11 protein-coding genes are annotated in these 16,442 nt (G+C 39.0%); 4 read left to right on the forward strand and 7 right to left on the reverse strand.

Annotated elements, in window-relative coordinates; translation table 11 throughout:
• Window position 1: 1 nt before the first annotated feature.
• Window positions 2-604, reverse strand: coding sequence for a ribosome biogenesis GTP-binding protein YihA/YsxC (gene yihA, locus L2567_RS16870; protein ID WP_235298987.1), 603 nt, complete (start codon window positions 602-604; stop codon window positions 2-4).
• A 159-nt stretch (window positions 605-763) separates the two neighbouring features.
• On the opposite strand from yihA, the gene L2567_RS16875 reads away from it, so the two are divergent.
• Entirely contained in the window at window positions 764-1,399 is a 636-nt protein-coding gene (locus tag L2567_RS16875) for an outer membrane beta-barrel protein (RefSeq protein WP_235298988.1), read from the forward strand.
• Between the two features lie 548 nt (window positions 1,400-1,947).
• Complete coding sequence (gene bshC, locus L2567_RS16880; protein WP_235298989.1) at window positions 1,948-3,537, forward strand: bacillithiol biosynthesis cysteine-adding enzyme BshC; 1,590 nt, start codon at window positions 1,948-1,950, stop codon at window positions 3,535-3,537.
• Window positions 3,538-3,546: 9 nt separating this feature from the next.
• Here the strand turns inward: bshC and L2567_RS16885 are convergent, their stop codons facing one another.
• Together L2567_RS16885 and accD are read right to left on the reverse strand one after the other, a co-directional pair.
• Complete coding sequence (locus L2567_RS16885) at window positions 3,547-4,164, reverse strand: hypothetical protein (RefSeq protein WP_235298990.1); 618 nt, start codon at window positions 4,162-4,164, stop codon at window positions 3,547-3,549.
• A 62-nt stretch (window positions 4,165-4,226) separates the two neighbouring features.
• Window positions 4,227-5,123: an acetyl-CoA carboxylase, carboxyltransferase subunit beta gene (gene accD / locus L2567_RS16890; protein WP_235298991.1), complete on the reverse strand. Its 897-nt coding sequence runs from the start codon at window positions 5,121-5,123 to the stop codon at window positions 4,227-4,229.
• Between the two features lie 85 nt (window positions 5,124-5,208).
• Here accD and dapB point away from each other — a divergent pair, with 85 nt between their 5' ends.
• Window positions 5,209-5,907, forward strand: coding sequence for a 4-hydroxy-tetrahydrodipicolinate reductase (gene dapB, locus L2567_RS16895; protein ID WP_235298992.1), 699 nt, complete (start codon window positions 5,209-5,211; stop codon window positions 5,905-5,907).
• Complete coding sequence (gene dnaG, locus L2567_RS16900; protein WP_235298993.1) at window positions 5,904-7,841, forward strand: DNA primase; 1,938 nt, start codon at window positions 5,904-5,906, stop codon at window positions 7,839-7,841. Before dapB ends, dnaG begins: the two co-directional genes overlap by 4 nt.
• Before the next feature lie 63 nt (window positions 7,842-7,904).
• On the opposite strand, the gene L2567_RS16905 is transcribed toward dnaG, so the two are convergent.
• The 4 genes from L2567_RS16905 to trxB all read right to left on the reverse strand — a co-directional run bounded on the left by L2567_RS16905 (window position 7,905) and on the right by trxB (window position 16,235).
• A complete protein-coding gene (locus L2567_RS16905) occupies window positions 7,905-10,754 on the reverse strand; it encodes a TonB-dependent receptor (RefSeq protein WP_235298994.1) in 2,850 nt (949 codons plus the stop codon).
• Between the two features lie 70 nt (window positions 10,755-10,824).
• Complete coding sequence (locus L2567_RS16910; RefSeq protein ID WP_235298995.1) at window positions 10,825-13,779, reverse strand: T9SS type A sorting domain-containing protein; 2,955 nt, start codon at window positions 13,777-13,779, stop codon at window positions 10,825-10,827.
• A gap of 423 nt (window positions 13,780-14,202) precedes the next feature.
• Window positions 14,203-15,279 (reverse strand): class II fructose-bisphosphate aldolase, encoded by a 1,077-nt coding sequence (gene fbaA, locus L2567_RS16915; protein WP_235298996.1) that lies wholly within the window; start codon window positions 15,277-15,279, stop codon window positions 14,203-14,205.
• 11 nt (window positions 15,280-15,290) lie between these two features.
• Window positions 15,291-16,235 carry a thioredoxin-disulfide reductase gene (trxB, locus tag L2567_RS16920; RefSeq protein WP_235298997.1) on the reverse strand — a complete coding sequence of 315 codons (945 nt, stop codon included), beginning with the start codon at window positions 16,233-16,235 and terminating at the stop codon, window positions 15,291-15,293.
• Between the last annotated feature and the right edge of the window lie 207 nt (window positions 16,236-16,442).

The following is a 16,442-nucleotide window of genomic DNA, read 5'->3' on the forward strand; positions in this document are numbered from 1 at the left end:
TTTACTTGTTCGGTGTATTGATGATCCCATCAATAAAAGAGAGTATTTCTTCCCTACCCTCTTTTTTAGTAGATGAAGTTATAAAAGTTTGTGGTAACTCCGTCCATTCCTCCAAAAGCTTTTCTTCTATACTCTTGATGTTATTAGCCCTTTTCATTGGCTTAACACCATCTATTTTAGTATAGACGATAACAAACGGAATCATGGATTCTCCAAGTTTACTAATAAATTGGTGGTCGTTTTCTTGCAAAGGTATACGTGCATCAATCAATACAAAAGCACATTGCAATTGCGATCTGGTCTCCAGATATCTACTGATCATCTTCTCGAACCGCTCCCGACTTTTTTTAGAAACCTTTGCATATCCATAACCTGGAAGATCTACCAGATGCCAGGATTCATTTACTAAAAAAAAATTTAATAACTGCGTCTTTCCGGGCGTTGAGGATACCTTGGCAATTTCTTTCCTTCCGGTAAGCATATTGATCAATGATGATTTGCCAACATTAGATCTGCCTATAAAAGCAAATTCTGGTAGGTCGGAAGGAGGACAAGTCTGTTCCGATGGAAAACTACCTATGAATTCCAGTGATTTGATTACCATTTGTATCGTTTATTCATCCGCCAGGACATATTACTAATTCTTCTAATATATCTGGCATATATGTTGCAAAGTTAAAAAAGGGTTAAAGCATTAATAGTTAATATATAATTAAATACGAAATCGTTCGATTTTAAATCAAATCACCAAAAGCAATTCATTATGATAAGGAACATTCTAGTTTTAGCGATTATACTACTTAGCACTACTTTTTTAGCAGCTCAATTTGATTTTGGATTAAGAGCTGGAGTCAGCACTCAAGCGGTCAATAGCGATGAATTGGAACTCAACAATGGCACCAGCAGTATTCGGGTGAACCTGGCCAATGCGTCGTATGGCTACCACTTCGGCTTATATGGTCAATTTAAAGCCGGACTGATCACCATTACACCGGAAATCCTTTTTAATTCCAATTCTTATTCCTATAGAATCCAGGAATTCAGTGAAGCCGGTGCGGTTGATAAGATCATTGATGATAAATATCAATTTGTAGATATTCCTGTATTGGTGGGTCTAAAGTTAGGCCCGTTGAGAGCTTACGCCGGACCTGAAGTTCATTATTTTGTGAATAGTTATGGAAAACTTGCACATGAAAATGGCTTCGAGGAGCAAGTAAATAAGATCAATTACGGCGGAATTGCTGGTGCAGGCTTGAATATTGGGAAGCTTCGCCTTGATCTCAGATATGAACTGAATTTTAGTGATTTTGAAGATCATATCATGTTTGACGATGGCAAAGTTGATTTCAATACGGATGATTCCAGGCTCATCTTTAGTTTAGGCTACAGGCTTAATTAGTGGTAGAATAAGTTTGATCTATTGTAGTGGTTTTCGCTTAAATTCAAGCATATTGATTTAGTTGCTGGCCGATGGAATTTGCCAGTCCCAAGGAAGATTACCTGTACCGAAATTGATCGCTAACTAAGGATTTTTATCGAGTTTAAATCTGCTTTGGGACCTGTCACTTAAGTGGCAAGGTTTGCGAATCAATAAAGCATGTTGATCCATTGCAGTCTGACGGCTTTCGCAAATTTAAAGTCCTGTAAAATCATTTCGTTTAAACCTGAATATAAAATTTACACTAGTCGAAATGGGGGTGAAATGTAAGCCAGGTGTCATTTAATTAGTGAATTTTTTGGAAAGTAACATAATTTAATTTTTTAGTGAGAGTTTTAACCTGGAAAGAACCCGAGTCTTGATGTCTCGGGTTCTTAATTTTTGTAGGTTTTCGGACAACTGACCCCTTTGCTTTGAAAAACATAAGAATTTTTAAAACCTATACAAACCCTCACCGTTTACCTATACTTTATATCTTGCACACCTTAATGTAGCAAAACGAAGATTAAATGCAACTTGATTTTTTTCCATTTTCCAAAGTCGACCAACTTTCAAAAAGAGATATTAGTTTTCAGACCGAGCCTGACAAGTATAAAGACTTTCTTGAATTGCCTTTTAGCCTAGAAGCTTTTGAAAAAAAGATCGATCAAAGAAAGCAATTTCCTGTCGATAGAAAAACCCTGGTTGAAGTCATTAAAGAACAGTATAAGAAAGCTGGGATTGATCATCCTCCTACTGATAACATTGAACTTCTAAAAAAAGAGGACACTTTTACTGTAATTACTGCACACCAACCAAGCCTTCTGACAGGACCTTTGTACTACATCTACAAGATTGTCAGTGTGATCAACCTGGCTGAAAAACTTAATCAAACTTACAAGGAAAACATCATCCCAGTATTTATCATCGGGAGTGAAGACCATGATTTTGAGGAAGTAAATCACCTCAACCTTTTCGGAAAAGAGATCGTTTGGGAAAACGAACAAGGCGGAGCAGTGGGAAGAATGGACACGAAGTCGCTTGATCCGGTTCTGGAAAGGGTTTACGAAATTTTGGGTTCCTCTAACTTTGCAGATGAACTAAGAAAAATCATATCGACCTCTTTTGATGGCATTGAAAACTACAATCAAGCAGTCTTTAGAATGGTTCATCAATTGTTCAAAAGCTATGATTTGGTTCTTATCGTCACCGACCATAAAATGCTCAAATCACAATTCATTCCTTTCATTAAAAGAGAGATTTTCGAAAGACCATCACAGGATTTGATAGTAGCAACCCAAAATAAACTGGAAGCTTTGGACCTTAAAGGTCAGGCACATGCCAGAGCCATCAACTTTTTTTATTTACAGGAGGGCAGAAGAGATCGTATTGAGTTAGAGGGCGATAAATTTGTGGTTCTTGATACAGATCTCACTTTCACAGAAGATGAACTCCGTGAAGAAATTGAAAACCATCCGGAAAGATTTTCTCCGAATGTGGTCATGCGCCCCGTTTATCAGGAAGTCATTTTACCCAATCTTGCCTATCTGGGAGGTGGTGGTGAGATCGCTTACTGGACTGAGCGCAAATCCCAATTTGAAGCATTCAATGTCAGTTTTCCTATACTTGTGAGAAGAAACTCCGTGCTTTGGATTGGTAAAGGCGAGCAAAAACAAATGGAAAAATATGGTATTGGCTTGAATGAACTTTTTCTGACAGAAGATGACTGGATCAGGTCTTTCGTTAAGGCCAATGCTTCAGCAGAGCTGGAATTTTCTGAGGAATTCAGTCATTTTCAAAAAGCTTATGATCTTTTGAGTTCTAAAGCCAAACCCATTGACCCCAACCTTGCAAAATCTATTGAAGCCAGTGGGGTCAAAGCTTTTAAATCATTTGAACAGCTTAGTTCCAGATTGATCAGGACCGAAAAAGATCGACATGAAAATGATCTCAACAAAATCAGAAAATTACACGATAAGATTTTTCCGTCTGGGGGCTTACAAGAAAGGAAAGACAACTTTATTCCCTATTACTTGAAGCACGGCGGCGAATTTATAAAAAGTTTAAAATCTGCATTAGATCCTTTTAACCCGAATTTTGTGGTGATCAGAGAAGAATAGCTTTGTTTTCTAGTCAATGATTCCTTTGAAACTACCTTCGCTAATCATATAGTAAGGCGAATGCATTCCTTGTTGGTCATAGGCTCCATATGAAAAGCCATTCATCTTAAATTCGATATAGGGCAATTCTCGATCACCCACTATTGCGGTGGCTGCTTTATCTATTTGGAGATTTGCGAATGATTGATCTTTAAAAAGATAAGTGTTATTAGTCGACATTAGTATTTGATCGCAATTCAAATAAAAGCGATCCAGTTCATCATTGATGGAAATATATTCCCAGGTGTCCGTTCCTCGACCTGATCTAAGAATAAGTAAATCATCATTCCGTTCCAGTTTTCTAAAGCTCAAACTCATATTTACTTCCTCTCCGTTTTCCAATGTAAGTAGATATGACATTTCTTTTCGAAGATTTACTGTCCCATCATCATACTTATTCCATCTTTCCTCTTTGTAAATCAAGCTATGTTTAGCTACACGAGAAACATAATTAGAATCCGAATTCAGTCTTTCTATCTGAAAATATACTTCACCTTGCAGAAGTGCATCTTTGTCAATTTGATCTTTTGTACAAGACCACATTTGAAATATTGCAAAAATGAAAATGATGTGTCTAAAGTTTGACATACAACAATTTAACGATAATAGATCATTTACCAGGTAAAATCGAGTCTTCTATATCAGATGATTTAACGCTTCTCAACCACTTCCTTCTCCTCTTCCAATTCCTCTTCGCCCTCGTATGTTTTGTCAAGCAATAGCAGCAACTCAGCAATTCTCTCTTTTAAATCTGCACGATCTACAATGAAATCCAGAAATCCGTGGTCAAGCAAAAATTCAGAGGTTTGAAAACCTTCTGGCAACTCTTGTTTGATGGTCTCTTTAATGACTCTCGGGCCCGCGAATCCGATCAATGCTTTCGGCTCAGAGAAATTGATGTCACCTAACATAGCATATGAAGCTGTAACGCCCCCTGTGGTAGGGTCTGTCATAAAGCTTAAGTATGGAACACCTGCTTTGGCCATAAGACTCAGCTTAGCAGCTGTCTTGGCCATTTGCATGAGTGAAAAGGCAGACTCCATCATTCGAGCGCCACCTGATTTAGAGATAATCATTAAGGGTACCCTTTCATCAAGACAATAATCAATAGCCCTTGATATTCGCTCACCGACCACTGTACCCATAGATCCACCTATAAAAGTAAAGTCCATTGCTGCAATAACCAATGGCTTTTTATTGACTTTCCCTGACGCAACTGAAATAGCATCAGTCAGATCCGTTTTACTTAAAGCTGCACTTAAACGATCCGTATATTTTTTAACATCCTGGAAATTTAAAACATCTTTCGAGATAATATCGGAAAACATTTCTGTGTAGTTACCGTCGAATATGATGTCAAAATAATCATGGGACCCTATCCTAACGTGATAGTTACAATGTGGACATTTGAATACATTCTCTTTTAATTCTTTTCGGGTGGTGGTTTCATTGCAATCTTTACATTTATACCACAGACCGTCAGGTGCTTCCTTCTTAAATTTGGTCGCTGTCTGTATTCCTGTCTTAAGTCTTTTAAACCAACCCATAATATATAGTTTCGTGCAAGGCAAAAATATATAATTTATTGGATATTAAAAGAGGGTGTTATCTTTGTATGCAAATGGCATATAGATGAAAATCGCTTTAATAGGATACGGCAAGATGGGTAAAACGATACACGAACTCGCAGAACAGCATGGTGATGGGGTGGTTTTTATCATAGATAGAAACAGCAGTGACCAATTGAATCATATGAACCGTGAAAACGTCGACGTGGCCATTGAATTTACCAACCCAGAAAGTGCCTTTGAAAATCTCAAGTACTGCGTGGTCAATCAAATACCCGTCATATCAGGCACAACAGGATGGTTACACAGATATGACGAATTGGTACGTATTTGCCACAAAAACGATGGAACTTTTATGTATGCCTCAAATTTCAGTATTGGTGTGAACATTTTTTTTGAAGTTAATAAGTTCTTGGCTGAAAAGATGAGTGGTTATCAAGAGTACAGGGTAAGCATGGAAGAAATTCACCACACTGAAAAACTGGACGCGCCTTCAGGAACAGCCATCACATTAGCTGAAGGTATCGTTGAAAAAAATAGCCGATTTGAATCCGTAAAGGAAATTGACATCCATTCGAAAAGAATAGGCAAGACGCCTGGTACTCATACTATTGAATATCATTCCCCGATAGACAGCATTGAAATTAAGCATACCGCGCATTCTAGAAGAGGATTTGCGAAAGGGGCCTATGAAGCTGCGGTATGGATTAAGAATAAAAAAGGTGTATTTTCCATACAGGATATGTTATTTGGAGATCAATGATTAAACAAGAATCCGTACAGAAAGTAATTGACACTGCTCAGATTGAGGAGGTGGTAGATGAGTTTGTCCATCTGAAAAAAGCTGGGGTCAATTATAAAGGGAATTGCCCTTTCCATAATGAAAAGACGCCCTCCTTTGTGGTATCACCTGCTAAGGGCATCTTTAAATGTTTTGGTTGTGGCCGTGGAGGCAATTCAGTGCAATTCATGATGGAGCATGAAAAACTAAGCTTTATCGAAGCCATTCGTTGGTTAGCAGCTAAATATAACATAGAACTGGAGGAAACAGAACGTACGGAGGAAGAATTAGCGAAAAGAGATGAGCGCGAAACGCTGTTTATTGTCAATGAATTTGCCAAATCTTTCTTTTCGGGCAGTTTGTTTGAAACGGAAGAAGGAAGAAGTATTGGGGTGAGCTATTTTAAAGAAAGAGGATATAACGAATCGACCATTAAGAAATTTGGATTAGGTTATGCCGTCAAGGACAGAACAGCACTATATCAAGCCTTGAAGGACGGTCAATACAATCTGGAAACGGCTGCCAAACTCGGTTTAATCAAGGAGGAAAGAGATTTTTTTAATGCAAGGGTCATGTTCTCTATCCATAACCTTAGTGGGAAAGTCATTGGATTTGGCGGAAGGACATTGAGCAGTGACAAAAAGATTCCCAAGTATATCAATTCAACGGAATCTGAAATTTACAATAAACGAAAAACGCTATATGGCCTGTATCATGCGAAAAATGAAATCAGGAAAAGGGATGAATGTATATTGGTTGAAGGCTACACAGATGTCATTACCCTCAATCAGGGTGGAATCGAAAATGTAGTAGCAGCATCAGGCACCTCATTGACTGAAGATCAGGTGCGTTTGATTAAAAGATATTCTCCAAATATTAAAGTCTTATTTGACGGTGATAGTGCTGGTATCAAAGCTGCTTTGCGGGGAATGGACATGATTCTTGCGCAAGACATGAACGTGAAGTTAGTCTTGCTGCCTGAGGGAGAGGATCCTGATTCCTTTTTAAAAAAGCAAGGGACAGATGCCTTTAGGTCATTCATTGAGGAAAATGCCAAAGATTTCATTCTTTTTAAGACGGAATTGTTAATGGAAGAAACAGCGAATGATCCGATTCAGAAATCCATTGCTGTTAAAAGTATTATAGAATCCATATCGAAGATACCTGATACGCTTAGGAGATCATTATACATTAAGCAGTACGCTACCCTACTGGAACTAGACGAAAGCATATTGCACAGAGAGTCTAATGAACTCATTCGTAGTGAACAAAAAAAACAGAGATTTAATACTTACAAGGAAGAACGCTACGAAGAACCTCCATTTCCCAGTGAGCAAGGAGGTCAAAGTCAGTACAAACCTATCAAAGAGAGAGACTATAACTCTGATGAGCACCAGGAAAAAGCTTTAATTAGAGTTTTGGTCAATTTTGCCGATAAACCTTTAAATTCTGAAACTGAAACGACAGTATTAGATTTTATTATTGAAAATGTATCAGATATCCTGGATAAGTTTGACAATGAATACTACGCTAAAATGGTTAGGCTTAGCAGAGAGGAAAAGGAAAAAGGTGGCATCGTCAATGAACAGTTTTTCATCAACCACATGGACACTTCCATCGCCAAATTGGCTGTAGATTTAAGCTCAACGCAATATTCTTATGCGAATTGGAGTGGAAAAGGACTCGAACTGCAAACACAAAAACCACCTGACGAAAATCACGAATTGGATTGCGAACAAGTAGTGATGCGTTTAAGAGAAAGAAAATTGCGAAAGTTGGTTAAAGAAACCAGAAACTATATCAGTGAAATGGATCGATCAGATGGAAAGCAATTCCTGCTGTATCTAAAGGCTTTTAACAAGTTGGAACAGGAGCACAAAGAATTACTCAGGGAGCTGGGTACCGTTGTCATATAAAAAAAGAGGCTACCCTGTGGATAGCCTCTTGGAACTTCAAGTTCCTAAATACTAGTGCTTCTTCTACAAGTTGTAGGAAATCGTTAATCCTACATCCTGTCCAAGTCTATAACTTCTATAGATGTATTCATTGCCGAAGAACTCCATAGATCTTGTGTAATCGTCATTCAATATGTTCTTTACGGATAATGCCAATGAAATTCTATCAAATTTCTTAGCCAGTGTAAAGTCCAATTGGTGTCTGGCTCTCTGATATACATCAGGTGTTCCATTTCTACTGATGTTAGAAAGCTTATCTGCTGTATAGTTGTAGGCTAAAACTGCATCAAAATTCGACTCAGGCAAGGAGTAATTGATGCTGGCATTAAGGAGCAAAGGAGCTTGACCAACAAATGGTCTCTGTGCCGGATCTAAACCTTCGCCAGTCTGATCTTCTACAATTGTAGAAGACTTGATCAACGCTACATTAGAACTGAATTTATAGTTCTTTAATACAGGTGTAATGAAATCAAGATTTTTCCTAAACTCAAATTCAAGTCCGTAAATATTTCCTTTATCCACGTTTGAAAACTGAAGCTCGGGATTCGTTGAGTTTCTATAAATAGATACGATAGGATTTGTAAAGCTTTTATAGAAAACCCCTGCTGAAACAATTTCACCTGGCTGTAGGAACAATTCCCATCTCAGGTCCGCATTAACAATATTTGTTTTCTTAAGCCCAGGATTGCCGATGATGAACTCTGTTGTGATCGGATCGAACTGTGAAAAAGGAGCAATTTCTCTCAAATTAGGTCTGGCCAATGTATGATTGTAACTACCTCGGAGATTCATGTTTTCCGATAAACTATAAATCATATTTACAGATGGCAACAAGTCTCCACCCAGGATATTACCAAATCTCACAGAATCTGCTGCCATGGTATCTTTACTGGCAACTGAAATATCCGTATACTCATATCTCGCACCAGCTACTATCTTAAATTGATCTGTAAGCTGAAAGTTGCCCATGAGGTAAGCCGCCGTTATATTTTCTGTGCCAACATATGCGTTTCCGAGGCTAGAATTATTAAGCAAGTAATTGCCTATGATGTACCTGGTCTTATTGCTGGTCTCTTCTTTGTCCAGAATTCCTACATTATCATCACCGAGAAAAGCTTCAAAATCTCCATCAAATCGATTACCGTTAGGTGGAGAAAAGAAAATATATCGGAATTCGTCAAAATTTCGGTCTTTTGCTGAATATAATCCACCAAACTTGATCTTTGATGGAGCGCTCAAACCTAGATTTACAGGGAATTCAAAATCAATCTTTCCATTACAGATCTCGTCATCCAAATTTCTCCAAAACATTAATGGATCGTCGACATTTGAAAGAGGTATAGAGCTTTTGCCGGTTTCCAGATTAAATTGGTTTGAAAAGTATCTCAGGTTTGGAGCATTTAGGCCTGCATTGACATAACTTCCACTCCAGTTGATCTCCAGATTATTGGCAGCAGGTATCACGTGATTTCCAGTCAACTGATAATTGATCATTTCCCTTTCTCTGAAGAGATTGGACCTGCCTTCAAAAATAAACTCGTTTTCAATATTTGGAGGGCGTGGTCCTCTGAAGTATTCACTTTCTTTTTCGGAATTGTGATTGTATACCAAATTGAAATTGATACTATTCAGGTTGTTGAATTTGTAGGCCAATCCAAATAAACCATTCAGCACCGGATTAATGGTACTTTCCGGTCCTTGATATTGACCTAAATTAATCAGTTCTTTAGCATCTATGGAAAACAGGAACCACCTTTCTTCCTTTAAATCCGGAATGTGTTGGAAACTTGTTTGATAAGATGCAGCTGCGAGAATACCCAATTTCCCTTCGCCCGAAACAGACCAGCTATTCCCATAAGAAACTGAAACTCCGCGGTCAAGGAATTGAGTGGTTTGATGAGGAACAAAGTTTCTATCCACAGCATTCACGACCTTGTCAATGGTATTGGCAGCTTCTTCATTGCCTTGAATTCGGGCAAAAAGTTCTGCGTTTTTGGTCATGTATTGCTTTACTTGAGGGTCATCAAAGATATCCGGTCTGGCTCTAGCTGCTGATCCATATCCGAGCCAATCCAGATTCCCTCCATCGTGTGTTAAAAAGTCGTTACGCAAATGTGTTTGTGGATTATAACCGGTAGATAGAGAAACTGAAAATGTCCTGGCTTCCGGAAAACTTTTTGTTTTGATGTTCAGATTCCCTCCGGCAAAATTACCCGGTTGGTCTGGAGAAAATGTCTTAGAAGTAATGATATTGTCCAGTAAATTAGTAGGAATCAAATCCAATTGTGCACTGTTTCTATATGGATCGATACTAGGAAGTGCCAGTCCATTCAACTGTGAAATGGAATATCGATCTCCCAATCCCCGAATATTAACATATTTACCGTCTTCGACACTTACCGCAGTAACTTTAGTGACTGCTGATGCCACGCTGCCCACAGCAAATTTTCTCATTTCCTGAGAAGATAATCCATCTTGAATCTGGTCAGACTTCTTTCTAAGTAATAAAACTGAATTTTCAGTTTTGTCAATGATTCTGGCCGTGACCACCACTTCATCAAGTTGTTCAGATCCTTCGTCCATTGCCACATCCAGATAAGTGACTTCACCATCTTTCACAACTACTTCATTGACCAACTTGTCTCCAAATCCAATGTACGTATACTTTAGTGTATAGGTTCCAGGATCAAGTTCGATCGAATACTTGCCGTCGAAGTCAGAAGCTTCCACGATATCGGTACCTTCTACATATATATAGGCACTGATAAGGGTCTCACCTGAATTTTTATCAGTGAGTGTTCCAGCCACTTTGCCCTTTTGACCCATCACAGGGATGGTCAAAAGCAAGGCCAGAATAAATTGAATAAGTTTCATCTTTAGCACTAGATTTATTAAATGAATAAAGATGAATCCCACAATAGCAGGATTCATCTTCAGTATTTGACTATTTTGTAATTATTATTTTATTGGAAAATATTCCTTTTGCCGAGATGACATTGACCATATAAAAGCCGTTGCTTAAATTATGGACATCTACCTCGAGTTGATACTTTCCTGCTACATAATGCTCTGCTGACGAGACTGACTTAACAAGTCTGCCGTTCATATCTGTGATGTTGACTGCAATATTCTTGGTTTCATCAAGATCTAAAACTATGCTAAGGTGGCCGTTAGAAACCGGGTTAGGAAAAACATGTAAACTTTTTCCTGTGATAAAGTCATCAACATCGTCCACGTCTGAAATCAGGTTTCCGAAGAAACCATTGGCAGATAAAGCAGTCCACCCTTCTGCCCAGTTAGTAGTAAAAAAAGCTCCTGAATATCCAGTTGCCTGAAAATAGTCATCCGCCAACGTCGTTGCAGCACCCCATGCAGCACCTGCACCGTTAATTCTTGGATCGAGACCACCATCATTATTGCGGGAAATTCCTGCAATTCCGGGATCAGCATAGATATTGGAATTCGTCGTTAAGTGTGTGACCAACAGAGCATCCTCACCACCATCAGTTGTAACGATCGCAGAAAAATCTGATTCACCACCTATATTGAAAAATACATTATGGCTAAAAACAATGTCACCTGCGAGAAATCTTTGATAGCTATCATTCAAAAGATCGGCACTGACATCATTATCTAATCTGATCGCGTCGTTCGCGAATTCAGTGAAAACCGAGTTGTATACTTGGGCTGCTCCGTCGTCTCTTAACTTGATGGCATTGTTTTCATCGTTGCTCTCAGTTCCTGCACCAATAAAGGTCAAATTAGCAAGAACTGGTGAAGCCTTTGGAGTAAGGTCTGTGGCCTCTGATCCATCCCATTCACCTCCTGTGTCACTATTCTCATCCTGAATAGAAAACCAAAATTGGCCTTTTCCATCCCATGATTGATCATAATCATAAGAATCATCGCCACAAAAGGCTACAATGGCATGATTGACATTGACTGTTCCACCAAACCACTCGATCCCATCATCCAAATTCGCATAAACTTCGATGTAATCAATAATGGTTTCTGATCCGACACCTGCCAATGTTAGTCCGTTGATTTCATTATTGGCCTCTAACTTATCTCCTCCATGTCTGATGGAAACGTATTTTAAGATGCCAGAATCATCATCGTCCTCATCTCCTCCGTATTGAGCTCTATTTTCAGTAGAAGGAATTCCTTCCACATTGGTCACCCCACTATTGACACCGACAGTGGCTTTTCCCAATATGACGATACCACCCCAAAGTCCTTTATCATCTTTGGTTAAAGAAGTATTTCCTGGTTCGTCAAATTCAGCTGTGAAAATGATCGGTGCATCTGCGGTTCCGATGGCTTCAATTCTTCCTCCTTGAGAGATGATCAAAGCAGATGATTTTTCACCTCCAGATGGCAGTCCTTTACCCTTTATGATGGTACCAGCTTCAATAATTAAAGTTGCACCAGCTTCTACAAATACATAACCATCAAGAATGTAAGTATTGTTTGCAGTCATATAATAGGTCTCTCCTGCATTTATATCCTCGTCTTTCACGATGATGACATCATTAGCAACAGGTATCACCAAGTCACCTAAAAAGCCTCTTTGGGACAGAGCAGTCCAACCTGCAGCCCAATTATCATCATTTCCAAAAGCACCTTTGTAAACAACGGGATCAAAAAACGGATCATTCAGTAATGTGGCTCCAATAAGGGCAGTAGAATTGGCATTTAGCCTGGGGTCTAAGCCGTTGTCAGACATTCGTGAAACCCCGGCTAACATAGGATCCAGTATTACATTATTGTTATTTTCTAAATGAGCAACGAGTAAATCATCATCACCTCCATCTGTATCTATCAGATCAATTAAGGAGGAACCATCTCCGAAATTGAAAAATATATTATTCACAAATTCAATATCTCCTGCAACGAAACGCTGGTAAGAGTCATTCGCCAGGTCGTCACTTACGTCATTGTCCAATTGAATGGCTCCGTCAGCAAAATCTGTAAAAATAGAATTGTAGACTTTTGCTGCTCCGTCATCTCTTATTTGCATAGCATTATTCCCATCCTCATTTTCGCTGTCCACACCTGCTCCGATGAAAGTAAGATTAGAGAGCAAAGGTGAAGTTTTCGGTGTTAAATCTGTTGCTTCAGAACCGTCCCACTCTCCTGCCCTATTGCTTACACCATTTTGAATGGTGAACCAAAATTGACCTTTTCCATCCCAGGACTGATCAAAATCATATGAATCATCTCCACAATAGGAGACCACAGCATGCTTAACATTAACCGCACCCCCAAAAAGTTCTATCCCATCATCAAGATTTGCAAAAACCTCTATGTAATCTATTTCTGTTCCTGAACCAACACCAGCTAGTGTCAGGCCATTGATTTCATTGTTGGCCTCTAATTTAGAACCACCATGTCTAATCGATACGTATCTTAAAATACCAGAATCATCTGCATTATCGAAGCCACCATAAAGCAAACCTTCAGTCGAAGCAATACCTTCTACGCTGGTTTCACCACCATTCACTCCAACTATACCATGGCCAAGAATAATGATGCCGCCCCAAAGGCCCTTATCATCAGGAGTCAGAGAGCCATCATCTAACTCTGCAGTAAAGACTATTGGATCTTGAGCTGTCCCCATTGCTTCAATGCGAGCTCCTCTGTCTATGATTAATGCACTGGTCACTTCACCGCTTGAGGGCGTGTTGATCCCTTTTATAGTGGTACCTGCCTCAATTTCCAAAAGCCCGCCGGTCTCCAAAATAACGTAACCATCTAGCAAGTATTCCTTATCTGAAGTCCACTTATAGCTCCCGTTGGTGATATCTGCATTGGTGATGATCACCTGTTCCTGAGCGTCTAATTTGTTAAGAATTAGAAGGATGGCAAGAAGTAATATGGTGTATATATTTTGTTTCATATTCGTTTAAAATGTTTTTGTGTTGTAATACAATGCAAATATAGATTCGGGATATTACCTGGACATTACTGCATTGTTAAGTTTTGGTTAAGAAAAACCCTGATTTAGAACGAATATTAACGGTATGTTATCAAATTATTTCTGATGTATAACTGATTGTATGTCAATGCCTAATATCTTGTTTGTTTTAAGATTGTATTTGAAAAAGAGGGGAAACACCGCCATTTTACATTTTGGGGGCGGAATAAATCAAGAAATGAATGAATTTTAGGTAATTGCAGGAGCAAATTTACTTGACATATTTATACCTGGAGATGATGGTTATCTAAATTATTCTACCAGTGATGTAAAAGTTATACACAATTAACAGCGTATAAATGATATGTTAATTAAAAAAGGCTCCATTTGACTGGAGCCTTTTCTTTATTTATTTCTACCTACGCAATTCAGGTCCTCGAATGCCTGAACCAATCTTTTGCTAAAGGATTCCTCGGCTGCGCGCAACCATTTCCGGGGATCATAGTACTTTTTGTTCGGTACATCTTCTCCCTGAGGGTTTCCAATCTGTGCTTGCAAATAGTCTTTATTTTTCTTGTAATAATCATGGACACCATCCCAAGTTGCCCATTGTAGGTCGGTGTCAATATTCATTTTGACTGCTCCGTATTCTATAGCAGCTCTTATGTCTTCTCTTGATGAGCCAGATCCTCCGTGAAAAACGAAGTTTATAGGATTATGTCCAGTGTTATGCTTCTCTTGGATATATTCCTGCGTATTCTTTAGAATGATAGGTCTTAATTCTACGTTGCCGGGCTTATACACACCATGTACATTCCCGAACGCAGCGGCGACAGTAAATTTGTCATTTACTTTTGTCAATTCCTCATAGGCATAATCCACTTCTTCCGGCTGAGTGTACAGTTTAGAACTGTCTACATCACTATTATCTACACCATCTTCTTCACCTCCCGTTACACCAAGCTCAATCTCCAGGGTCATGCCCATTTTGTCCATCCTCTCCAGGTATTTTTTGGAGATTTCAATATTCTCTTCCAATGGCTCTTCTGAAAGATCCAGCATATGAGAGCTGAATAAGGAGTGACCATATTGCTCAAAATGTCTTTCATTAGCCTCAAGCATACCATCCATCCACGGCAAAAGATTTTTCGCACAATGGTCGGTATGCAATATAACGGTAACACCATAGTATTTTGCGACCTGTTCAACATGCATTGCACCTGAAACGGCACCGATAATGGAAGCTTGCTGATTGTCGTTAGACATTCCCTTGCCTGCATAGAATGAGGCACCCCCATTAGAAAACTGTACGATTACGGGAGATTCCACCTCTCTAGCCGCCTCTAATACAGCATTTACAGAATTCGTACCTACAACATTAGCTGCGGGCATTGCAAAGTCATTTTCGTTTGCATAGTTCAATAGTTCAGTGACCTCATCACCATGAAGTACACCAGGTCTAAATTTCGTTTTGTTAGCCATTTTATTTTTTTTTAGATAATACCTTTTTCTGCAAGAAGACGTTCTGCCTCAAGTGCTGCCATACAACCAGTTCCTGCTGCTGTAACAGCCTGACGGTAAATACGATCCTGAGCATCACCACTGGCAAAGACTCCCTCTATGTTGGTTTTAGTACTATCTGGTTTAGTAATTAAGTATCCAAGATCATCCATATGTAGAATTCCTTTGAATATCGATGTATTTGGCTTGTGTCCTATTGCTACAAAAAATCCGGTTGCATCAATAGTACTCGTTTCTCCTGTTTTATTATTGACCACTTTAGCGCCAATGACGCTATCCTCACCTAAAATTTCCTCGGTACTGGTATTCCAGTGTACGATGATATTATCTTGCTTTATTACCCTTTCCTGCATTATTTTAGAGGCTCTCATTTCATCTCTTCTGACCAGCAAATGGACTTTCGTACAAAGCTTTGCCAGATATGTAGCTTCTTCAGCTGCTGTATCCCCTCCACCCACAACGATCACGTCCTGGCCTTTAAAAAAGAAACCATCACAAACTGCACAGGCAGAAACACCCTTGTTCATTAATTTCTCCTCAGAGGGTAACCCTAACCACTTTGCAGATGCACCTGTTGCAATCACTACGGTATGTGCGTGTATTTCCTCTCCAGCTTCCGTTCTGATTTTTTTGACCTCGTCATTGAAATCAACGTCTGTGATCATCTCGTATCGAACCTCCGTACCGAATCGTTCAGCTTGTTTTCGGAACTCCTCCATCATTTGAGGACCCATTATTCCGTCAGGATAGCCAGGATAATTCTCCACATCTGTGGTAATCATCAATTGACCTCCGGGTTCAGAGCCTGTGAATAAAATGGGATTCATTCCAGCTCTGGCAGCATAAATAGCGGCAGTATAACCGGCAGGTCCTGAGCCTATTATCACATTTTCATGAATTTTCTTCTCTTCTGACATCTGATCTCTTTTGTGATCGCAAAAATAATAATTCTTTACTCCTACCCTATTTTAACCAGTATAATTATGCGCTATTCATCGGATATATATGGGTCTCCTTCTAATAAATACATAAAAAAAGATGGAATCTTTTATTTTTAAGCGATGTTTATTAATTCGATAAAGAGAATAAAACATGCACGAATTCTATTTGTTTAGCTTCATCAG

Source organism: Portibacter marinus (assembly GCF_021533195.1).
Lineage (GTDB): Bacteria > Bacteroidota > Bacteroidia > Chitinophagales > Saprospiraceae > Portibacter > Portibacter marinus.

Bases quoted from the DNA above. Each gene is read 5' to 3' on its own strand.
- yihA (WP_235298987.1), bottom strand. From the start codon at position 604: ATGGTAATCAAATCACTGGAATTCATAGGTAGTTTTCCATCGGAACAG.
- L2567_RS16875 (WP_235298988.1), top strand. From the start codon at position 764: ATGATAAGGAACATTCTAGTTTTAGCGATTATACTACTTAGCACTACT.
- bshC (WP_235298989.1), top strand. From the start codon at position 1,948: ATGCAACTTGATTTTTTTCCATTTTCCAAAGTCGACCAACTTTCAAAA.
- L2567_RS16885 (WP_235298990.1), bottom strand. From the start codon at position 4,164: ATGTCAAACTTTAGACACATCATTTTCATTTTTGCAATATTTCAAATG.
- accD (WP_235298991.1), bottom strand. From the start codon at position 5,123: ATGGGTTGGTTTAAAAGACTTAAGACAGGAATACAGACAGCGACCAAA.
- dapB (WP_235298992.1), top strand. From the start codon at position 5,209: ATGAAAATCGCTTTAATAGGATACGGCAAGATGGGTAAAACGATACAC.
- dnaG (WP_235298993.1), top strand. From the start codon at position 5,904: ATGATTAAACAAGAATCCGTACAGAAAGTAATTGACACTGCTCAGATT.
- L2567_RS16905 (WP_235298994.1), bottom strand. From the start codon at position 10,754: ATGAAACTTATTCAATTTATTCTGGCCTTGCTTTTGACCATCCCTGTG.
- L2567_RS16910 (WP_235298995.1), bottom strand. From the start codon at position 13,779: ATGAAACAAAATATATACACCATATTACTTCTTGCCATCCTTCTAATT.
- fbaA (WP_235298996.1), bottom strand. From the start codon at position 15,279: ATGGCTAACAAAACGAAATTTAGACCTGGTGTACTTCATGGTGATGAG.
- trxB (WP_235298997.1), bottom strand. From the start codon at position 16,235: ATGTCAGAAGAGAAGAAAATTCATGAAAATGTGATAATAGGCTCAGGA.